A 22,218-nucleotide genomic window follows, 5' to 3' on the forward strand; every position below is an offset into this window, starting at 1 on the left:
ATAAAAAAAAGCACGCCCGAAGGCGTGCCTGAGAATTAACTGCGGGGTGGGCTGTACGCTTATTGCGGATAAGGCACCCAGTCGCCGCCATTGAGGCGAATGTAAGGTTTACCCTGATATTGCATCACGATGGCGTTGTCATTCTCCGAGATAACCGGCGTTTGCGGCAGATTCTGAGTCAGCGCTTGCCAGTCTACGCTCGGCGCGGTGAAGGCTTTACCGTCGACCAGGCGGGATACCAGCTCTGAGAGCGCCAGATAGCTGCTTGGCGTTTTAACTTGCAGCGGGCCGCCCTGATGCGGCGCTTTCATGCCCACCAGTTTGATGCCGACCGGCGTATGGGTAATGCTCGGGCTTGGGATATCACGCAGGCCGGACATCTGCATTTTGTCCCCCACCAGCGCCGCGCCGTGTTCCGGCACAATCACCACCATCACTTTGCGCCCGGATTTTTCCAGTTGTTCCAGGAAGGCATTCAACTGGTCAAACAGCTTTTGCGCCCGCGGCTGATAATCCGCGCTCTTGTTCGAACCGACGAAACGGTTGCCGTCATGCAACGGAATGACGTTGAAGAAGGTGGCGCTGCGGGTATCTCCGGCTTTCTGTTGTTGATCCAGCCAGCGGGTGAGCAGCTCCAGATCGTTGTAAATCGGTTCGCCGTCGAAAGAGGCCAACTCATTGCCGATCCCGGCTTGCGACATCAGCGGTGCCTGCATATCGGCCAGCTCGCGCAGATTTTTCAGGTAGTCGCCGAACACGCCCGAGTGGTCCAGCATCAGTTGCTCTTTAAAGCCCAGTTTGGCCAGATTATCAAACAGGTAGCACTGCTGGTTTGCCGCCTGATAGAGATCGTGGTGGGAGGTTTGACCGCAACTGGCGCGCAGCAGGCGGATCGCCGCCGGGCCGCTGTAGGCCGTCGCCGAGTTGAAGTTATCGAACATGATGTCCATCTTCGACCATAGCGGGTGATTCTGCAGTTTCACCGCATCCATATCGGCCCAGGCCAGCGAACAGACGTTGATCACCAGCAGGTCAAACGGCTGGGCGTCGGCGGGCAGGGTGGCCGGGAAGGCGGTGGTGCGGGCTTTTTCCTTATCGTAAAACTGATTCAGATAGGCCGTCAGGTTGGCGCTGGTCGGCGGCGCGCTGTCGGTTGGGGCGTTATCGCTGCCTGCTGCGGCCGGCGCCGTCGTTGCCGGCGTGGTGGCTGCGGTGGAGTTGGCGGGCAACAGCGACACGGCCGGGCCGGCGATGGTCAGGACATTCAGCCACACCAGCGCCCCCACGGTGAAGACCGTGACGCGCACCCACTGGGCCAGGAACAGATAGGCAATCAGCATCACGAAGGCGGCGCCGATCATCTGCCAGTTGATAAAACGGGTCACCAGTTCCAGCAGGTATTGGGCGCTGAAGCCGGTCAACTGCGAACCCTGGCTGATGATGCTGTTAATGCCCGGCAGCCAGGTATCGTAATAGAACAGAGCGATACCGACAGGAATGGCGACGTAGTGCCGCCAGCGGTGCAGACGCATCGCCGGTATCGGCATCAGCAGGAACGCCATGAACACCAGGTTCGGCAGCGGGTGGAAATTCAGGTAGCCGAACCACAGCAGGCCGAATTTGGCCAGGAAGTAGTAGTTCCAGCCGCCGAGCCCGCGCCAGTAGCGCCACAGGGAGTTATCGGGTTGGGTGTTGTTTTTTGGCTTCATGGCTGTTTTTTACGCTTAATCTGAGATGAAGAACCTTCGCGCACCCATAACCCGGTGGGTTTTAAATAGCGCGGTGATAAAAACAGGTTTTGCCAATATTGACGCCAGCGCGGGAAACGGCGATGAAAGAAGTACCCCAGCGGAATAAAAATGATCGCGCACAGCAGGATCAACTGCACGATATCGTTAAGGTTCAGCATGCTTGTTCTCCTGTGCGCCGGTAGTCAGCGTGAAGGCCACCGGTTGACGGCGCTCCTGCGGGCTGTCAGCCACGGCGGCGCTCTGGCGCGGCGCGGATGGCTTGGTGGCCTGCGGCGCTAACGGAATATTGGCGCTGTGCGCCAGCCGTTTGATTTCTGAAGTGATATCTACATCCTGGTGCCATACCACCCGGTTGCTGAACGCCTCGTTCACCGGCAGGCGGAAGATAAATTTCAACGCGGTGTCCAGATCGTTAATCCGGCAAGTGGATAGGAACAGCACCAGCCGTCCTTGCACCACGGTCATCACGTCGCCGAAGCGGCGCAGATGACACAGGGTCATCGCCTGTTCGGCGCGCAGCCCCGGCGCAGGGCGTAGCGCGACCATCACGCCTTTGCCGTCTTCCGGCAGCAGCGTGTTTTCCATCAGCGAAATGACCGCCTGGCTGAAGTCGTCCGGGCGCATATAGCCTTTCAATTGCAGCGGTCGCAAGCCGTGCAGCAGGGCGTCGATATCCGCCGGAACATGGCGTGAGAAGCGTTGCCCCTGGATGCCTTCCAGCATGGTCAGAAAACGCGACAGCGGCGCAACGTGCGGCACCGTCAGGTTGGCACCGCAGGCCAGCAGCAGGCGTTCATCGCTGTAGCGCAGGCTGGCGCTCATCTCGCGCACCACGATCTTCAGCCCGTTGCCGCGGTGGCGGCGCAGGCTGTGAATTTGATGGGCCAGCACATCGATCTCATCGCTCTGATAGAGCGCAAATATCAGCGTTGCCGAGAGCGTCAGCATGCCGTGCTGAGCCAGTTGCGCATTGCTTTCCAACAGTTGCCAGTTGGCCGACAGCGGCGGCGCGCCTTCAAGAATGCTTTGCTGGGCCAGGTAGAGGCCTTCGTCGCTGCGTATCGAGGTTGGCGAAGGTTGGTTGCCGTCATCGTCCCCCTGCCAGCCGTTTTCACCGGCGAACAGCGTTAGCAGCTGGTTGGCGTTGATGCCGTTTCCCGTACTCCACCAGTTAACCAGATACTGTGCGCTGTCTTGCTGCCACTGCAGGTTGGCCAGGCCGTTAAGAATACGGTGCTGGGTGCTGAGCTGCCCTTTGAGTTTGTTCACGCCGCTGCCATGGCTGAGGATCAACAGGGTGCACCCTTGCCGATGCAGCCAGTGGCCAGTGGTCCGGGCCCAGTCGCGCAACTCTTCGGTGGTGAAGGTTTGCCACAGGCTGGCGTGGGCGAGCAGGATCAATAAGCGGTTTTGCGGTTTTAAGGCGCGCATCAGGTCATCGCAGAAATGCGTCAGCGCCGCTTTTTTTTCCGGTAACTGGTACAGCGGAATTTTTTTCAGCGCGGGGGAGGCCAGCTCAGCCAGCAGTTTGTCGGGTTTATCTCCGCTGCAGATCAGCGCGACCTGGCTGGTTGCGGCCTGGGCAGCCAGGGTTTGTTGGCAGAGCAGAGCGGCATCAGTTTGGCGGTCGACATTCACCCAATAGAGCCCGGGGGACTGCATCACTGACAGTTCTTCCCAAATCTGCCGAATACCTAATGAGAAAGATTGCGCCATAGGATATTTTTCTACTTTCGTTGAAAGTGTCGTTGCGGCCAACTGAGTAATGCTAGTCAGTCATCGTATCATTGGGATCAATAATAACAAATCTGACAATCTGTGTAATAATATCTGTTAGGAATCATCTTATTGGCCATGTCTTTTTTTACGTTGCTATAGTTAATTAACATTAGCCTATTTTTAAAGGCGGCAGAATGAATAATCAATTAACGCGCTTTCAAACCGTGGCACCGTCGGAAACTCAGGATGATCTGCTGGCCCTTAGCGAGGCATTTTCTCTGCCGACATTAAGTTATGTCGATATTTCGCGTCAGGAACGATTAACGCAAATGATGACGCGCTGGCCGCTGCTGGCCGAATTGGCGCAGACAACGGGGAGCCGCTAGTTTATGCCGGTAATTGCTCTGCAGGGGCTGCGAGGCGGAATGGGCACGACGTCAGTGACGGCGGCGCTCGCCTGGGCATTACAACAGTTGGGTGAATCGGTGCTGGCGATTGATTTCGCGCCGGATAATCTATTACGCCTGCATTTTAATATGCCGTTTGGGCTGGCGCGCGGCTGGGCCCGTGCTGAGCAAGACGGCGGCGACTGGCAGCAGGGCGCGATGCGCTATTGCGAAAAGCTCGATTTTCTTCCTTTTGGCCGGCTAACGGCCACGGAACGGCTGAATCTGCAATCCCCCGCCCACTGGCAAGATAGGCTGGCGCAGTTGGCCGCCGGCGGGCAATATCACTGGATCCTGCTCGACGTGCCGGCGGACGACAGCGTACTGGCGCGTCAGGCGTTGGCGCTGGCAGACGGCATCTTCATGCTGATCGCCCCGGACGCCAACTGCCAAATCCGTCTGCATCAACAGGCGTTGCCGGAAGGCTGCCACTTTCTGATTAACCAATATTTCGCTGCCAGCCAGTTGCAGCAGGATTTGCATCAGTTATGGTTGCAAACGCTGGGCGGCCTGTTGCCGGTGGCTATCCACCGCGATGAGGCGATGGCCGAGGCGATGGCGGTGAAGCAGCCGTTGGGCGAGTACCGCCCGGAAAGTCTGGCCGCCGATGAGGTGCTGACGCTCGCCAACTGGTGTCTGATCAATCTCAAGGATGCGGCACCATGAGCCGGGTGATGAGCCTGTTGCTGGTGCCGCCGGTCCATCAGGCGGTGCAGACGCGCTATCGAACCTACCGCCGTAACGGATCCTCGGCCTTTAGCGCTTTCCTTGCCACGCTGCTGGTGGCGTTGGGCTGGATTTTCCTGCGCTTTGAATCCCCGGACTGGCAGCGAGTGCGCGCCAGCCGCGCCTATTGGTTCCCGCATTTATCCTTCAGCCGCCCGCGCCCTGCGGATGGGCTGCGTTATCTGTTGCAGGGGCTGTGGCTGCTGCTGTTTCGCACCGGTCGCGCGCCGATGGGCCGTCATTATTTCGCCGGTTGGCACCGTCTGCAACTGCGTTACGCCAACTGGTTGCAAAGGCTCCCGCACCGGTTGCAGAGCGCCGGGATGGAGCAGCGTTCAGTGGAACGTCTGAGCCAGATGAACCGGCGCATGCGCCGGGTGCTGTTTATCATTGTCGGCGTACTGGCGGCGATCCTCGCCATGCTGTGCATTTCGCAACCCTTCGATTTGCCGGCGCAGTTTGTGTTTGTGGTGCTGCTGTGGGGCATTGCGATGGTAGTGCGCAGGGTACCGGGCCGTTTGCCGGGGCTGATGCTGATCGTACTGTCGTTGACCGTTTCCTGCCGCTACCTTTGGTGGCGCTACACCGCCACGCTGAACTGGGACGATCCGCTCAGCCTGATCTGCGGCCTGCTGTTGCTGGCGGCGGAAACCTATGCCTGGGTGGTGTTGGTTCTGGGCTATTTCCAGACCGTTTGGCCGCTTAACCGCCAGCCGGTGCCGCTGCCTGCCGACAGCGCGACCTGGCCGACGATCGATCTGATGGTGCCGACCTACAACGAAGATCTTGGGGTGGTGAAACCGACGATCTACGCCGCGCTGGGTATCGATTGGCCGAAAGAGAAGGTCAATATCTACCTCCTCGATGACGGCAACCGACCGGAATTCAAAGCCTTCGCCGAAGAGGTGGGGGTGAAGTATATCGCCCGGCCGACCCATGAGCATGCCAAGGCCGGTAACATCAACAACGCGTTGAAGCAGGCCACCGGCGAGTTTGTGGCGATCTTCGACTGCGACCACGTACCGACCCGCTCCTTCCTGCAATTGACCATGGGCTGGTTCTTCAAAGACAAGAAGTTGGCGATGTTGCAGACCCCGCATCACTTCTTTTCGCCGGATCCGTTTGAGCGCAACCTCGGGCGTTTCCGCCAGACCCCGAACGAAGGCACGCTGTTCTACGGCCTGGTGCAGGACGGCAACGATATGTGGGATGCGACCTTCTTTTGCGGCTCTTGCGCCATCCTGCGCCGCAGCGCGCTGGATGAGATAGGCGGCATCGCGGTGGAAACCGTCACCGAAGATGCCCACACCTCGTTGCGTTTGCATCGTCGCGGGCACACCTCGGCCTATATCCGTATTCCGCAGGCCGCCGGACTGGCGACCGAAAGCCTGTCGGCGCACATTGGCCAGCGCATTCGTTGGGCGCGCGGCATGGTGCAGATTTTCCGGCTGGATAACCCGCTGTTCGGCAAGGGGCTGAAACTGGCGCAGCGGCTGTGTTACGCCAACGCCATGTTGCACTTCTTGTCCGGCATTCCGCGGCTGATTTTCCTTACCGCGCCTTTGGCGTTCCTGCTGCTGCACGCCTATATCATTTTCGCCCCTGCGCTGGCGATCGCGCTCTATGTGTTGCCGCATATGATCCATGCCAGCCTGACCAACTCGCGCATTCAGGGTAAATACCGTCACTCTTTCTGGAGCGAAATCTACGAGACCGTGCTGGCCTGGTATATCGCCCGCCCTACCACGGTGGCGCTGTTCAATCCGCACAAGGGCAAATTCAACGTGACCGCCAAAGGCGGGCTGGTGGAAGAGGAACATGTCGATTGGGTGATTACCCGCCCTTACATGTTTCTGGTGGTGCTCAATCTGGCCGGCCTGATCTTCGGCGCCTGGCGGATGGCCTACGGCCCGACGGACGAAGTCATGACGGTGATCGTCAGCCTGGTGTGGGTGCTGTACAACATGACGATTCTCGGCGGCGCGGTGGCGGTGGCGGTAGAGGCCAAGCAGGTGCGCCAGGCGCACCGCGTGGAGATTGCCATGCCGGCCGCGATAGCCCGCGCCGATGGTCACCTGTTTCCTTGCACGCTGCGCGACTATTCCGACGGCGGGGTAGGGATTGAAATGCGCGTGTCCGATGCGCTGAAAGACGGCGACAAGGCATCGCTGCTGCTGAAACGCGGCCAGCAGGAATACAGCTTCCCGTGTGTGGTCACGCGCGCCTTCGGCAGTAAGGTGGGGATCCGCATGGTCGATCTCACCACCCGTGAACATATTGATTTTATTCAGTGCACCTTTGCCCGCGCCGATACCTGGGCGCTGTGGCAGGACGGGTTCCCTGAAGATAAACCGATCGAAAGCCTGCGCGACGTTCTGGCGCTGGGCTTCCGGGGTTACCTGCGCATGGCGGACTATGCGCCGCCGATGGTGCGCAGCCTGCTGGTCGGATTCACGACGATGATTGCGTGGATAGCGTCATTCATCCCGCACGGTGTTGGCAGGAACCCGGCTTTCAGCCAAAAAGAGACAGTGGTATAGGCAAACCGCCCCGTTCACTTGCCTGGCTCCCAGGCTCTAACATTGATGATGATACGATGACGAGAAAAATAACCTGGTTTACCGCCCTGGCCTTAGGCATCAGCACCCTGTCTCAGGCTGAAACCGCCACTGCGCCGACCGTCGTCGCGCCACCGGCGAGTGTACCGGCCGATGCACCGGTCACCACGCCTATGGGAACGGCCGCACCGCAGGATGCGAATGCGCCGGTCCGCGACGTGCAATTGCCGTTTGCCCAGATAGCGCCGCCGCCGGGGACCTTTACCCTGCGCGGCACCCGGCCGGATGGCCAGGTTGAGTTCGGCGTCCGCAGTGACGAAGTGGTGTCGCAGGCGACGCTCGATCTGGAGTTCACGCCTTCGCCGTCGCTGATCCCGGTGGAGTCGCACGTCAAGGTGTACCTCAATGACGAACTGATGGGCGTGACTACCCTCACCAAAGAACAGCTCGGCAAGCCAAATCGTATCCAGATGGCGATCGACCCGCGCTATATCACCGATTTTAACCGCGTGCGGTTGGTGTTCGTCGGCCATTACCAGAACATTTGCGAAAACCCGGCCAACAGTACGCTGTGGCTCGACGTCAGCAAATCCAGTTCGCTGAATTTGCGTTTCCAGACGCTGCCACTGAAGAACGAACTGTCGCATTTCCCGGAGCCTTTCCTGGACAGCCGCGACAACCGGTCGTTGACCTTGCCGATGGTGTTCGCCGGCTCGCCGGACCTCACTCAGCAGCGTGCGGCGGGCATGTTGGCCTCGTGGTTCGGCAGCAAGGCGCAGTGGCGCGGCCAGTCGTTCCCGACGTTGTATAACAAGCTGCCGGACCGGCACGCCGTCGTCTTCGCCACCAATAAGCAGCGCCCGGATTTCTTGCGCGATTACCCGGCGGTCAACGGGCCAACGGTGGAGATGATCAGCCATCCTGACAATCCCTACGTCAAACTGCTGCTGGTGCAGGGGCGCGATGACAACGATTTGATCACCGCGGTAAAAGGCATTGCGCAGGGCAACATTCTGTTCCGCGGCCAGAACGTCACGGTGGATAAGGTTGAACAACTGGCGCCGCGCACGCCTTACGATGCGCCTAACTGGGTGCGCACCGATCGGCCAATGACCTTTGCCGAGTTGCAACAGTACGCCGAACAGCTGCAAACCAGCGGTATCGAGCCTGGCCCGATCTCGCTGACCATGAACCTGCCGCCGGATCTGTTCCTGATACGCAGCACCGGCATCGATATGCACCTGAAATACCGCTATACCGCGCCGCGCATTCAGGACGGCTCGCGCCTGAGCGTTAGCCTGAACAACCAGTTCGTGCAGGCCTATTCGCTGGTGCCGGAACACGAACAGGGCGCTCAGTTGCTGCGTCTGCCGCTGACCCAGGGGCTGATCGACTCCGACAAGAGCGTCAATATTCCGGCGCTGCGGTTGGGGGCCAGCAACCAGATGCGGTTCGACTTTGATTACACCACGCTGTTGGCCAGTGGGGCGGAAGGGCGCTGCGAGACGTATTCGTTCACCCAAAACCACGCGGTCATCGACGGGGCGTCGACCATTGATTTCTCCGGTTACCGTCACTTTATGGCGATGCCGGATCTGCGCGCCTTCGCCAATGCCGGTTTCCCGTTCAGCCGTCTGGCCGATCTGTCGCAAACGCTGGTGCTGGTCAACAAACAGCCGCAGCCGGCGCAGGTTAGCGCCATGCTGAACGCACTGGGGATCATCGGCGCCCAGACCGGTTACCCGGCGCTGGCAATGACGTTGAGTGACGACTGGTCGCAGGCCAAAGATCGCGATGCCGATATTTTGATGATCGGCACCATCCCGCCGGAACTGCGGGACGACAAAAAAATCAGCCTGCTGGTGGATGCCACCCAGAGCTGGGTGAAACAGCCAACGCGTCAGTTGCCGCTGCCGACAATGGATGTATTGCCGGAGGACACCAAACCGGACAGCCAGACCACCATCAGTTCCGAAGGTGCGATGTCGGCGATTATCGGCGTGCAGTCGCCGTTTAACGATCAGCGCAGCATTGTGGCGCTGCTGGCCGACAGCCCGCGCGGCTATGACCTGCTGAACACGGCGCTGTTGGACAGCGGCAAGCGTGCGGCGGTGTTTGGTTCGGTGGCGGTGATCCGCGAATCGGGGGTGAACAGCCTGCGCGTAGGCGACATTTATTATGTCGGTCACCTGCCGTGGTGGGAGCGCATCTGGCACGCGTTGTCGACCCATCCGGTGTTGCTGGCGGTGATTGCGGTGATTGTGGTGGTGATACTGGCGCTGATGCTGTGGCGTGGTCTGAAGGCCTTTAGCCGCCGTCGCCTGTCGCCGGAAGATCGGGATTAATCACCATGTCTGCAACGCTGAAACGCCTGACGTTCGGTATGCTGCTGCTGTGTGCATTCGGCGCTTCGGCGGCCTGCGAGTGGCCGGCCTGGCAACAGTACAAACAGTTTTACATCAGCGACGAAGGACGGGTGATCGACCCGAGCAGCCCGAACCGCATCACCACCTCGGAGGGGCAGAGCTACGGCCTGTTCTTCGCCCTGGTGGCGAACGATCGGCCGGCGTTCGACAAGTTGCTTGAGTGGACGGAAAACAATTTGGCGGCGGGCGATCTCAGCGCCCATTTGCCCGCCTGGCTGTGGGGCGAGGACGATAAAAAACGCTGGACGGTGCTGGACACGAATACGGCGTCCGATGCCGATCTGTGGATTGCCTACAATCTGCTGGAAGCCGGTCGTTTGTGGAAAAGCCGGCGTTATCAAACTCTGGGGACGCTGCTGTTGCAGCGTATCGGCCGCGAAGAAGTGGCCGACATCCCCGGGCTGGGGCTGATGTTGCTGCCGGGCAAGATCGGGTTCGTGGCGCAAGATCGCTGGCGGCTCAATCCAAGCTACCTGCCGCCGCAGCTGCTGGCGCGTTTTGCCGCCCTGAACGGCCCATGGCGAGCGATGCAGAAAACCAATCAGCGGTTGTTGCTGGAAACCGCACCGCACGGTTTCTCCCCGGATTGGGTGGTGTGGCAGGCCGGCAAAGGCTGGCAACCGGATACCGTGAAACCGAATGTCGGCAGTTACGACGCCATCCGGGTTTATTTGTGGGTCGGTATGTTGGCGGACGATGACGAGCATAAAGCCGCATTGGTCAAACAGCTGCTGCCGATGGCGCAATTGACCGCTCAACAGGGTGTACCGCCGGAAAAAACCGACACCGCCAGCGGCAAAACCAGCGGCGACGGCCCGGTGGGTTTCTCCGCGGTCATGCTGCCGATGCTGGCCAATCAAACGGCTGCGCTGGACGTCCAGCGCCAACGCATCAATCAACACCCTCCGGGCGACGATGCCTATTTCAGCGCTTCTTTGACGCTGTTCGGCCAGGGATGGGATCAACAACGTTATCGTTTTAATCGGCAGGGTGAACTTCAACCCGCCTGGGGCGGCCAATGCGTAACTTCAAAATAAACTGGCTGGGCCTGGTGCCTTTAAGCCTGGCGATGCTGCCGCAGGCGCAGGCGGCAGAAGCCGTCTCGCCGGAGCAGTGGCTATTGGAGCAGGTGCGCGTCGGGGAGGCCAGTAACAAGGATGAACTGGTGCGCCAGTCGCTTTATCGGCTTGAACTGATGGATCCGAATAACCCGGACGTGATTTCGGCGCGCATGCGCCTGGCGTTGCGGCAGGGCAATCAGGCGCTGGCGCAGCAGCAACTGGATAAGCTCAAGCAGATTGCGCCGCAGTCCAGCGCCTATCGCCAGGCGGAAATGAACATGCTGCTGACCCAGCCGGAAACCCGCCAAAAACTGCAACAGGCGCGGCTGATGGCCACCGCCGGCCGTTTGCCGGAGGCGAAAGTGCAGTATGACGACCTGTTCCATGGCGATCCGCCGACGCTGGAACTGGCGGTGGAATACTGGCGTCTGGTTGCTCGTTTGCCGGGTCAGCAAGCGGCTGCGCTGAAGCAGTTACAGTCATTGGATCAACGCTATTCCGGTAACGTGCCGCTGCGCATGTCGCTGGCGCGGATGCTGTTCAGCCAGGATCGTGACGCGCAGGCTTATGATTTGCTGCAAAAAGTGGCCGCCGATCCCGCCGGACGCGGCGATGCCGCCGATCTGTGGCTGGAAAAGGTCAAAGCCATGCCGGTCAGCCCGCAAAGCGTAGCGGCCCTCAACCGATTCCTCGGTGTATTTGAAACCGGCGATCAGGCGGTGAGCGCCCGGCAGGAACTGGCCCGGCAGCAAGCGTTGTTGTCGGATCCCACCTATTTGGCGCGGGTGCGCGGGTTGGCGCAGGTGGACAAGGGCGGCAGCCGTGCGGCGATCCCCGAACTGAAAAAAGCGCTGGCAGCCTCGCCCAATGATGCCGAAGTGCTGGGGGCGCTGGGCCAGGCCTATTCACGCGCCGGTAATCGCCCACAGGCGTTGAGCTTGTTCCGTCAGGCGTTGCAGGCCGATAAAGGTGGCAATAACAGCAGCAAATGGCAGAGCCTGATTAAGAGCAACGCTTACTGGCTGGCGATTGACGAAGGCGACAAGGCGCTGAAAGCCGGCAATCTGGCATTGGCGCAGCAAAAATACCAGCAGGCGGGCCAGATTGACGGCCGTGACAGCAGTGCGGCGCTCGGCCTGGGTGACGTTGCGGTGGCGCGTAAAGATGACGCCGCTGCGGAACGTTATTATCAGCAGGCGCTGAGGCTGGAGCCGGGTAACGGCAGTGTGGTGCGCGGTCTGGTGAATATCTACCAGCGTCAGTCGCCGGAAAAGGCGCTGGCCTATCTCAATAGCCTGCCGCGCAGCCAGCAAAACAAGCTGCGCAGTACGCTCGACGGCCTGCAGCTCGATATGCTTAAGCAGCAGGCTGACGACTTGGCCGGGCAGCAGCAATGGCATCAGGCGGCGGAAAAATACCGCCGCGCCCAGTTGATGGACCCTGATGACGTCTGGCTGACCTATCACTATGCGCAGACGCTGCGTCAGGCCGGGCAACCGCAGCAGGCGGACGCCTTGTTCAGCCGGTTGGCGCAGAAACAGCGTGACAACCCGCAGCAGACCTATGCCTATGCGTTATACCTCTCCGGCAGCGATCGCGACCGGCAGGCATTGGCGCAACTGAATACCTTGCCCGCCGCGCAGTGGAACGACAACATGCGGGAACTGGCGCAGCGGCTGAAAATGCAGGCGACGCTGGAACAGGCCGAACGGCTGCGCGCGGCAGGCGACGAACCTGGCGCGGTAGCCTATCTGCGCCGACAACCGGCGGATACCCGTATCGACCTTCAGTTGGCCGATTGGGCGCTGGCGCGGGGTGAATATGATGCCGCGCTGGCCGATTATCAGCGGGTGCGGGCCCGTGAGCCGAACAACCCGGATGCGCGGTTGGGTGAGATTGAGGCCTATGTGGCGCAGGGCAAACTCAGCGAAGCGCGTCAGCGCCTGCAAACCGAACCGCAGGCGCCGGAACCTTCCAGCAACAGCGGGCGGCGAGTGGCCAATGCCTGGTATGCCGTTGGGGAACCGCAGAAAGCGAGCGACATTTTTACCCGGCTGAAAACGGCGGCGCAACAGGAGCCGGCGGGGCAGGCGAAAGCGCTGATTTACCGCGACGCGGCCAGAATTGAACGTGAACAGCGGCAGCCGGAATTGGCGCAACAGGATTATAAGCAGGCGATGGTCGCCGGCGGCATTACGCCGACCGTGCCGCAGGATAACGACAGTTACACTTATCTGACGCGCAACAACCCGAGTGACGACTGGCTCAAGCGCGGCATTCGAGCAGACGCGGCGGATCTGTACCGCCAGCAGGATGTCAACGTTACGCTCGATCACGATTACTGGCGTTCCAGCGGAACCGGCGGCATCTCCGACTATAAAGCGCACGACACCATGTTGCAGGTGGACATGCCGCTGTACGACGGGCGAGCCTTCTTGCGGACCGATACCGTGCAGCTGGATGCCGGCAGTTTCTCCTCCGACAGCAGCGGCAAGTATTACGAAACCTTCGGCACCTGCAATACCCAGGGCTGCAGCGGCGATGAACATCAGAAAACCACCGGCACCAGCGTGGCGGCCGGTTGGAAAAACGACCGCTGGGCAGGGGACATCGGCACCACGCCGATGGGCTTTGAGGTGGTCGACTGGGTAGGCGGGCTGGCCTACAGCAATGACTGGAACCACATTGGCTGGACGCTGGCGGCGTCACGCCGGCCGATTTCCAGCTCGCTGCTAGCGTTTGGCGGCACTAAGGATCCGAACACCGGCACCACCTGGGGCGGCGTGCGTGCCACCGGGGTGAGCCTTAGCGCCAGCTACGATCGCGGCGAAGCGCACGGCGTCTGGGCTGACCTCAGCGCGCACCAACTGACCGGCAAAAACGTCGAAGATAACCAGCGCGAGCGCTTTATGGCCGGTTATTACTACAAGCTGATCAACGAAGATAACCGCCGCGTCACCGTCGGGCTTAACACCATGCTGTGGCACTATCAAAAGGATTTGAGCGGTTACTCGCTCGGCCAGGGGGGGTATTACAGCCCGCAGCAATATATGTCGCTGGCGGTACCGGTAAATTATCGCCAGCGTACCGAGAACTGGTCGTGGGAACTGGGCGGATCGGTATCGCTGTCCCATTCGAAAACCAACAGCCAACGGCGTTATCCGCTGCAGGGGCTGATACCGGATTCATTGCCGGACAAGTTCGCGGTGGAAGACGGCAGCTCCTCTTCCGGCGTTGGTTATACTTTGCGGGCGATTGTTGAGCGCCGTCTCAGCTCGCACTGGACACTGGGCGCCGGCATCGATATTCAGCAGGCGAAAGATTATACACCGAGCCATGCATTGATTTATCTCCGCTATTCGTTGGCTGGCTGGCAGGGCGATCTCGATTTGCCGCCGCAGCCGCTCACGCCTTACGCAGACTTCAAATAACCCGGTTCAGTCAGATTCGGAGTGTCGGACGCAGGGTAGTTTTGCTACCCTGTGTTGAGGCTGCGCCCTGCCATTTTCCGCCACCGGCGCGCATGTGCCGGGGCGAGATAGGGCCTTTCGATTAAGAAAAGACTGAAACCCGCAGTTTTCTTGGTTCTGCAATGGGTATGGCAAGATAAAAACGGCAGACAATCGAGTATACTCGGACCGGTCCGAAGGGGGGGGGTAGGATGCTTCTTAACCTCTTTTTTATTTCAGCCCGAATTAGCGGAGAGCAGGTTTGCGGGTCAGGCGTTCATTAACGATTAAACAGATGGCAACGGTGTCCGGCGTGGCGCTGGTGACGATCTGCATATTTATCGTGATCCAGTTATTCCACTTTGTGCAGCAGCGCAGGGATGACTATGCCCAGCAACTGGAAAACATTGCGCATTCCGTACGCCAACCGCTGGCGGAAGCCGTACTGCGCATGGACGTGCCGGAAACCAAGCGGGTGCTGAATACTCTGCTGCCGGTGGGCATACTGACCCGTGCGGATATCGTGCTGCCGAATGAATTTCAGGCACTGCACGCCAACTTCCCGCCGGAACGTCCGGTACCTACGTTGATCGCCCGTCTCTTCGAGCTGCCGATCCAAATTTCCGTTCCGCTCTATTCGCTGGAGCGCGTGCCCGCCAACCCGCAGCCCCTGGCTTATCTGGTGCTGCAGGCCGATTCGTTTCGCATGTACCAATTCATTCTCAGCATGTTGTCGACCATGCTGTCGACCTATTTGCTGCTGGCATTGATTCTGTCGGTCGCTATCAGCTGGTGTATGAACCGGTTGATGGTGCATCCGTTGCGCGCCATGGCGAAAGAGCTGGAAAATATTTCGCAGGACGAAGCGCCGTATCACCAACTGATGCTGCCGGCCCTGCACCAGGACGATGAGCTGGGGTTGCTGGTGCGCAATTACAACCGCAATCAGCAGCGGCTGGCAAAAGCCTATGCCGAGATGAGCCGCCTGAGCACGCGCCATCCGGTAACCGAGCTGCCCAACCAGGCGCTGTTTACCGCCCTGCTGGAACAGCATATCGCCTCCAGTCTGCGCCCCGATCGCTTCAACCTGCTGGTCATTGGCATTGAGACGCTGCATGAGGCATCCGGCGTGCTCAATCCGGCGATGCGCGAAGCGCTGTTGCTGACGTTGGCGAAGAAGCTGCGCGAGTGTATTGATGAGAACGGCGTGCTGGCGCAACTGAGCAACACCGAGTTCGCCATTTTGGCCAAAGGCGTTGAGCGACCGTTCCACGCCATGCAGTTGGCGCGCCGCATTATGGCGCAGATCAATGCGCCGCTGAGCCTGCAGGAAATGCCGTTGCGGCCAAGCGCCAGCATCGGCATCGCCCACTATCTCAATGTCGGGGAGAGTGCGGAACAGCTGCTGCGCAGCGCCACTTCGGCGATGATGTCGGCGCATCGTGAAGGCAAGAACCAGATCCTGTTCTTTGAACCGAGCCTGACGGAGCGTACCCAAAAGCGGTTGACGCAGGAAAGTGAAATTCTGCACGCCATTGATCAACGCCGTTTCACCCTGTTTTTGCAGCCGCAGATGGATATGCAGTCCAATGCGGTGATCGGCGCCGAGGCGCTGCTGCGTTGGCAGCAGTACGACGGCAGCTTTACTCTGCCGGCAGACGTCATTCCGTTGGCCGAGGAGCTTGGCGTGATTGTGCCGCTCGGCAACTGGGTGCTGGAGGAGTCCTGCCGCATTCTGGCGGACTGGCAGACCAGAGGCATTACGCTGCCGTTGGCGGTCAACATTTCCGCCACCCAGATGCAGCATGAAGACTTTATTCCACACCTGAAGAGCATGTTGGCGCAGCATCATATTGATCCGCGCAAGCTGCTGCTGGAAATTACCGAAACGGTGCGCATTGACGATCTCGATCGTGCGTTGTCGCTGTTGCGGGAATTGCACGACCTGGGGCTGTCGATTGCGCTGGACGATTTTGGTATGGGATATTCCAGCCTTAATTACCTTAACCGCCTGAAATGCCTGCCGATCGATTTGATTAAAATCGACAAGAGTTTTATTCAGGGATTGCCGGCGGATGACGCGATGGTGCGTATCGTCAGTTCGATTTCTGAGGTGCTGCATCTGCCGGTGATGGCTGAAGGCGTCGAAAATGCCGGGCAGCGCGACTGGCTGTTGCAGCACGGTATTCACAGTGGTCAGGGGTTCCTGTTTGCCCGTCCGTTGCCGCGCGCGGAATTTGAAGCTCAGTTCTGCCAACCGCCAGCTTAAGCTCTCCGCCTTTGCCTTTCTCTTTGGGCGGCGCGTGCGTCGCCCGTTGCCTATCTTGCCCAAAAAGCGTTGATTATCAGCTACCCCTTTTGCGTTAGTGCAAAGAAATAGTTACGCAATTCGCCGCCTTACATTCGGGCTGGCGCGTTTCAGCTCTTAAATTCGTATCAACATGTGTCTGTGGGTGCAACAAATTATTTCCATGTTGTTATGTGGGTGTTATTTTCCGCGCAAGCGATGAACAGGCGAGATAACTAGACTACCGCCTGGTGCGTGTCTTCCCCCCCAAAGGATGTTCATATGAAAATCACTATCTTTAAGAGCCTCTATTTTCAGGTGCTGACGGCGATTACGCTGGGCGTCCTGCTTGGCCATTTTTATCCTGAGATTGGCGCACAGATGAAACCTCTGGGCGATGGATTCGTTAAGCTGATCAAGATGATCATTGCGCCGGTGATTTTCTGTACCGTGGTGACCGGCATCGCGGGCATGGAGAGCATGAAAGCCGTAGGCCGCACCGGTGCTATCGCACTGCTCTATTTTGAAATTGTCAGCACCCTGGCGCTGCTGATTGGCCTGCTGATCGTCAACGTGGTACAGCCGGGTGCGGGGATGAACATCGATCCGGGCACGCTGGACGCCAAAGCGGTGGCGGTATACGCCGAACAGGCTCAGCAGCAGGGTATCGTTCCGTTCCTGCTGGACATCATTCCCGGCAGCGTCATCGGCGCTTTCGCCAGCGGCAACATTCTGCAGGTGCTGCTGTTTGCCGTGCTGTTCGGTTTCGCCCTGCATCGCCTGGGTGATAAAGGCCAGTTGATCTTCAACGTGATCGACAGCTTCTCGCGCGTTATCTTCGGCATCATCAATATGATCATGCGCCTGGCGCCGCTGGGTGCTTTCGGGGCAATGGCGTTCACCATCGGCAAGTATGGCGTGGGTACGCTGCTGCAACTCGGCCAGTTGATTGCCTGCTTCTATATTACCTGCGTGCTGTTCGTGGTGGTGGTGCTTGGCACCATTGCTCGCGCCAATGGTTTCAGCATTTTCAAATTTGTTCGCTATATCAAAGAAGAGTTGCTGATTGTGCTCGGGACCTCTTCTTCCGAGTCGGTGCTGCCGCGCATGCTCGACAAAATGGAAAAGTTGGGCTGTAAAAAATCTGTGGTGGGGTTGGTTATCCCGACCGGTTATTCCTTTAACCTGGACGGCACCTCGATCTACCTGACCATGGCGGCGGTATTTATCGCTCAGGCGACCAATACCCATATGGATATCGTGCATCAGGTGACTCTGCTGGTGGTGCTGTTGTTGTCCTCGAAAGGGGCTGCCGGGGTGACCGGTAGCGGCTTTATCGTGTTGGCTGCCACCATTTCCGCAGTGGGCCATCTGCCGCTGGCCGGCCTGGCGTTGATTCTGGGCATTGACCGCTTTATGTCCGAAGCCCGCGCGCTGACCAATCTGGTCGGTAACGGCGTGGCAACCGTGGTAGTGGCGAAATGGTGCAAACAGCTGGATGAAAAACAGCTGAAAGACACCTTGTCCAACAAGCACGGCGGAGGTGCCGATAAAACACTGCCTTCTGCCTGATTTTAGCTTCAAATCACCGGCTGCGGCCGTGGCCGGTGATGTTTTATTCCTCCGAGTAACTCATTCTTGCATTAAAAACCCGACTATCCATTATTTTTCACTTCAATGAGTGACATCCGCAAAGGCATGCGGTCTAACAGAGTGGTACACTTTCCGCTTTCCGCCCCACTGTGAAACTCAGGGCGTATTTGTAGGCTGTACGACACAGCCTAATATTCCGGTGAATGGAATATCCGCATTTGTATACAGAAATTGGATAGTAATTAAGTAGGGGTTCACATGCAGGGCACCAGAATTCATCTTATAGTCGGTGGGCTGTTGTTGGCTGCCGCCAACGGCAGCGTGCAGGCTGAAGCACTACAACCCGATCCTGCCTGGCAGCAGGGTAAGCTCGACAACGGGTTTTCATGGCAGATACTTGATACGCCGCAGCGACCGAGCGATCGCGTCGAGCTGCGGTTGATGGTCAATACCGGCTCGCTGGTGGAGTCTTCCCAGCAGATCGGTTTTGCGCACCTGCTGCCGCGCCTGTCGCTGGCGCGCAGCGAAAGCTTTACGCCACCGCAGTTGCGCTCGCTGTGGCAACAGAGTGTGGACAGCGAGCGGCCTTTGCCGCCGGCGATCAGCTCTTACGATTTCACCCTTTATAACCTCAGCCTGCCGAATAACCGCCCAGATTTGCTGAAAGAAGCGCTGGCGTGGCTTTCCGATACCACCGGCAAACTGGCGATCGACGAACATACCGTGCACGCGGTGATGAACTCCAGCGTCGACCCGGTCGGTACTTTCCCGCCGAACCCCAAAGATGCCTGGTGGCGTTATCGCCTGAAAGGCTCGACGCTGCTGGCGCACGATCCGGCACAGCCGGTGAAACGGCCGGTGAATATCGATCAACTGAAGAAGTTCTACCAGCAATGGTACACGCCGGACGCGATGACGCTGTACGTGGTGGGTAAAGTGGACAGCCGCAGCCTGGGCGAGCAAATCAACAAAGCCTTCTCGCCGCTGAAAGGGAAACGCGAAACGCCGGCCACCATGCCGACGTTGACGCCGTTGCCGCCGCAGCCGGTCAGCCTGATCAGCGAGCAGGTGAAGCAGGATACGTTGTCGATCATGTGGGACGCGCCATGGCACCCGATCCGCGATTCGCAGAACCTTAGCCGTTACTGGCGCAGCGACATCGCCCGCGAGGCCCTGTTCTGGCATCTTCAGCAGGTGCTGGAAAAGAGTGACCAGAAAAACCTGCATCTGGGCTTCGATTGCCGCGTGCAGTACCAGCGTGGCCAGTGCGGCATTCACCTTGATACGCCGAACAACAATCTGAACAACAGCCTGGGCTTTATCGCCCGCGAGTTGGTCAGCGTGCGTAACAATGGGTTGTCGCAGGACGAGTTTAACGGCCTGTTGGCGCAGAAGAACGATCAACTGAGCAAGTTGTTCGCCACCTACGCCCGCACCGACACTGACGTGCTGATGAGCCAGCGTCTGCGTTCGCAACAAAGCGGCGTTGTGGACATCGCGCCGGAACAGTATCAGAAGCTGCGTCAGGAGTTCCTCTCCGGATTAACGCTCGAAGCGCTGAACCAGGAGCTGAAGCTGCAGCTCTCGCAGGATGCGACGCTGGTATTGATGCAGCCGAAGGGCGAGCCGGAAATGAGCATGAAGCAGTTACAGGAAACCTATAACGGCATTATGGCACCGGCACCGGCGGTGGTGACGGAAGAGGCCAAGCCGACCGACACCGCTCCGGCACCGGAGACCAGCGCACAGTAAAAGCGGAGGGGGCGGTCAGCCCCCTCAGTTGCGGTACAGCACCTTGATGATGTGGTAGCCGAACTGGGTTTTCACCGGACCATAAGGTTTCAGCAGCGGGATGCTGAACACCGCTTTATCAAAGGCCGCCACCATGGTGCCCTTGTTGAATTCGCCCAAGGCGCCGCCGTTGCGCTTTGACGGGCAGCTTGAATATTTGCGCGCCAGCGTGTCGAAGCTGACGCCGCGCTTAAGCTTGGCCAGCAGATCGTTGGCCAGTTTTTCGTTATCTACCAGAATGTGCAGGGCGCACGCCGTCTTTGCCATGGTATTGCCTTATCGATACAGAAATTGTGCCGAGTATACCCGTTAAATCTCATCGGCGCTTTCTGCTACAATCCCCTTCCACGTGATAAAGTCGAGCAATAAAGCGCCATGCGATTAAACCCCAGCCAACAACAAGCCGTCGAATTCGTTACCGGGCCTTGCCTGGTGCTGGCCGGTGCAGGTTCCGGCAAGACGCGCGTCATCACCAATAAAATCGCTCACCTGATCCACAACTGTGGGTATCAGGCGCGGCATATCGCCGCCGTGACCTTTACCAACAAGGCTGCGCGTGAGATGAAAGAGCGTGTGGCGCAAACCATGGGGCGCAAAGAAGCGCGTGGGCTGATGATTTCCACTTTCCACACGCTGGGCCTGGAAATCATCAAGCGTGAATATGCTGCGCTGGAGATGAAGTCCAACTTCTCGCTGTTTGACGATCAGGATCAGCTGGCGTTGTTGAAAGAGCTGACCGAAAAATGGCTGGAGAATGATAAAACGCTGGTGGCGCAGCTGATCTCCACTATCTCCAACTGGAAAAATGACCTGGTCGATCCCAAAAAGGCCATGGAGTTGGCGCGCTCCGAGCGCGACAAGCTGTTCGCTCATTGCTATGGCCTGTATCACGCCCATATGAGGGCGTGTAACGTGCTGGATTTCGACGATTTGATCCTGCTGCCGACCTTACTGCTGCAGCGTAATGAAGAAGTGCGCGAGCGTTGGCAAAACCGTATTCGTTACCTGTTGGTGGATGAGTATCAGGATACCAATACCAGCCAGTATGAACTGGTAAAACTGCTGGTGGGTAACCGCGCGCGCTTTACCGTGGTAGGGGACGATGACCAGTCGATCTACTCCTGGCGCGGCGCGCGGCCGCAAAATCTGGTTCTGCTGAAGGAAGACTTCCCGGCGCTGCAGGTGATCAAGCTGGAGCAGAACTACCGCTCCAGCGAACGTATCCTGAAAGCGGCGAATATTCTGATCGCCAATAATCCGCACGTGTTTGAAAAACGGCTGTTTTCCGAGTTGGGTTACGGTGAAGAGCTGAAAGTGGTGACCGCGAATAACGAGGATCACGAGGCCGAGCGAGTCGTGGGGGAACTGATTGCCCACCACTTCGTGAAGAAAACCAATTACGGCGATTATGCGATCCTTTATCGCGGTAACCATCAGTCGCGGCTGTTTGAAAAAATGCTGATGCAGAACCGTATTCCTTACAAGATTTCTGGCGGCACCTCGTTTTTCTCGCGGCCGGAAATCAAGGATCTGCTGGCCTATCTGCGCGTGCTGACCAACCAGGATGACGACAGCGCTTTCCTGCGTATCGTCAATACGCCAAAGCGTGAAATTGGCCCGGCGACGTTGCAAAAACTGGGTGAGTGGGCCAATCAGCGCAACAAAAGCCTGTTTCGCGCCAGTTTCGATCTGGGCCTGAGCCAGCATTTGACCGGCCGCGGGCTGGAGTCTCTGCAACGCTTCACCCATTGGCTGGACGGTATCGCCCAACTGGCGGAGCGTGAGCCGGTGGCCGCGGTGCGCGATCTGATCCACGGTGTGGATTATGAAAGCTGGCTGTTTGAAACGTCACCCAGCCCGAAAGCCGCCGAAATGCGCATGAAAAACGTCAACACGTTGTTTGGCTGGATGACGGAAATGCTCGAAGGGAGCGAGCTGGATGAGCCAATGACGCTGACCCAGGTGGTGACGCGCTTTACCCTGCGGGACATGATGGAACGCGGTGAAAGCGATGAAGAGCTGGATCAGGTTCAATTGATGACGCTGCATGCCTCTAAAGGGCTGGAGTTCCCTTATGTGTTCCTGGTGGGGATGGAGGAGGGATTATTGCCGCATCAGAGCAGCATCGATGAGGATAATGTCGATGAAGAGCGGCGTTTGGCCTATGTGGGGATCACCCGTGCCCAAAAAGAGCTGATTTTTACGCTGTGCCGTGAGCGGCGCCAATATGGCGAGCTGGTACGGCCGGAACCGAGCCGTTTCTTGCTGGAACTGCCGCAGGATGATTTGGCGTGGGAAAGCGAACGTAAGGTGGTCAGCCCGCAGGAGCGGATGCAAAAAGGGCAGAGCCATTTGGCCAATATTCGCGCGCAGCTGGCCAAGGCCAAAGGCGAAGGCTAAAAAGAAAGGGC

Annotated in this window: 14 protein-coding genes; 10 read left to right on the top strand and 4 right to left on the bottom strand. The window is 58.7% G+C overall.

Features of this window, described 5'->3' with window-relative positions:
* Positions 1-59 precede the first annotated feature (59 nt).
* Genes bcsG through bcsE form a run of 3 tightly spaced genes read right to left on the bottom strand, consistent with a single transcriptional unit; the run spans position 60 to position 3,467 of the window.
* Positions 60-1,709, bottom strand: coding sequence for a cellulose biosynthesis protein BcsG (gene bcsG / locus ACTJJ1_RS23040; protein ID WP_440835507.1), 1,650 nt, complete (start codon positions 1,707-1,709; stop codon positions 60-62).
* A complete protein-coding gene (bcsF, locus tag ACTJJ1_RS23045) occupies positions 1,706-1,909 on the bottom strand; it encodes a cellulose biosynthesis protein BcsF (RefSeq protein WP_004950833.1) in 204 nt (67 codons plus the stop codon). The genes bcsG and bcsF overlap by 4 nt, the downstream gene beginning before the upstream one ends.
* A complete protein-coding gene (gene bcsE / locus ACTJJ1_RS23050) occupies positions 1,896-3,467 on the bottom strand; it encodes a cellulose biosynthesis protein BcsE (protein WP_421414737.1) in 1,572 nt (523 codons plus the stop codon). The genes bcsF and bcsE overlap by 14 nt, the downstream gene beginning before the upstream one ends.
* A gap of 197 nt (positions 3,468-3,664) precedes the next feature.
* Here bcsE and bcsR point away from each other — a divergent pair, with 197 nt between their 5' ends.
* The 9 genes from bcsR (at position 3,665) to ACTJJ1_RS23095 (ending at position 19,768) form a co-directional block, all read left to right on the top strand.
* Positions 3,665-3,856, top strand: coding sequence for a cellulose biosynthesis protein BcsR (gene bcsR, locus ACTJJ1_RS23055; protein ID WP_006322982.1), 192 nt, complete (start codon positions 3,665-3,667; stop codon positions 3,854-3,856).
* A gap of 3 nt (positions 3,857-3,859) precedes the next feature.
* The gene (bcsQ, locus tag ACTJJ1_RS23060; RefSeq protein WP_440835510.1) at positions 3,860-4,582 is read left to right on the top strand and encodes a cellulose biosynthesis protein BcsQ; all 723 of its coding nucleotides are present in this window, start codon (positions 3,860-3,862) and stop codon (positions 4,580-4,582) included.
* The gene (bcsA, locus tag ACTJJ1_RS23065; RefSeq protein WP_004950843.1) at positions 4,579-7,182 is read left to right on the top strand and encodes a UDP-forming cellulose synthase catalytic subunit; all 2,604 of its coding nucleotides are present in this window, start codon (positions 4,579-4,581) and stop codon (positions 7,180-7,182) included. The genes bcsQ and bcsA overlap by 4 nt, the downstream gene beginning before the upstream one ends.
* A gap of 56 nt (positions 7,183-7,238) precedes the next feature.
* Positions 7,239-9,545: a cellulose biosynthesis cyclic di-GMP-binding regulatory protein BcsB gene (bcsB, locus tag ACTJJ1_RS23070; RefSeq protein ID WP_004950845.1), complete on the top strand. Its 2,307-nt coding sequence runs from the start codon at positions 7,239-7,241 to the stop codon at positions 9,543-9,545.
* 5 nt (positions 9,546-9,550) lie between these two features.
* Positions 9,551-10,663 carry a cellulose synthase complex periplasmic endoglucanase BcsZ gene (bcsZ, locus tag ACTJJ1_RS23075; protein ID WP_409443838.1) on the top strand — a complete coding sequence of 371 codons (1,113 nt, stop codon included), beginning with the start codon at positions 9,551-9,553 and terminating at the stop codon, positions 10,661-10,663.
* Positions 10,645-14,118, top strand: coding sequence for a cellulose synthase complex outer membrane protein BcsC (bcsC, locus tag ACTJJ1_RS23080; protein WP_440835513.1), 3,474 nt, complete (start codon positions 10,645-10,647; stop codon positions 14,116-14,118). The genes bcsZ and bcsC overlap by 19 nt, the downstream gene beginning before the upstream one ends.
* Before the next feature lie 280 nt (positions 14,119-14,398).
* Positions 14,399-16,405: a biofilm formation regulator HmsP gene (gene hmsP, locus ACTJJ1_RS23085; protein WP_004950854.1), complete on the top strand. Its 2,007-nt coding sequence runs from the start codon at positions 14,399-14,401 to the stop codon at positions 16,403-16,405.
* A gap of 300 nt (positions 16,406-16,705) precedes the next feature.
* Positions 16,706-17,995, top strand: a complete 1,290-nt coding sequence (locus ACTJJ1_RS23090) for a dicarboxylate/amino acid:cation symporter (protein WP_004950857.1) — start codon at positions 16,706-16,708, stop codon at positions 17,993-17,995.
* Positions 17,996-18,274: 279 nt separating this feature from the next.
* A complete protein-coding gene (locus ACTJJ1_RS23095; RefSeq protein WP_004950859.1) occupies positions 18,275-19,768 on the top strand; it encodes a M16 family metallopeptidase in 1,494 nt (497 codons plus the stop codon).
* A gap of 24 nt (positions 19,769-19,792) precedes the next feature.
* On the opposite strand, the gene ppiC is transcribed toward ACTJJ1_RS23095, so the two are convergent.
* Positions 19,793-20,074: a peptidylprolyl isomerase PpiC gene (gene ppiC / locus ACTJJ1_RS23100; RefSeq protein WP_004950862.1), complete on the bottom strand. Its 282-nt coding sequence runs from the start codon at positions 20,072-20,074 to the stop codon at positions 19,793-19,795.
* 108 nt (positions 20,075-20,182) lie between these two features.
* On the opposite strand from ppiC, the gene rep reads away from it, so the two are divergent.
* Positions 20,183-22,207 carry a DNA helicase Rep gene (rep, locus tag ACTJJ1_RS23105; RefSeq protein ID WP_020438282.1) on the top strand — a complete coding sequence of 675 codons (2,025 nt, stop codon included), beginning with the start codon at positions 20,183-20,185 and terminating at the stop codon, positions 22,205-22,207.
* The last annotated feature ends 11 nt before the right edge of the window (positions 22,208-22,218 follow it).

It is taken from the genome of Serratia sp. 22264 (genome assembly GCF_052045345.1).
Taxonomy (GTDB): Bacteria; Pseudomonadota; Gammaproteobacteria; order Enterobacterales; family Enterobacteriaceae; genus Serratia; species Serratia plymuthica.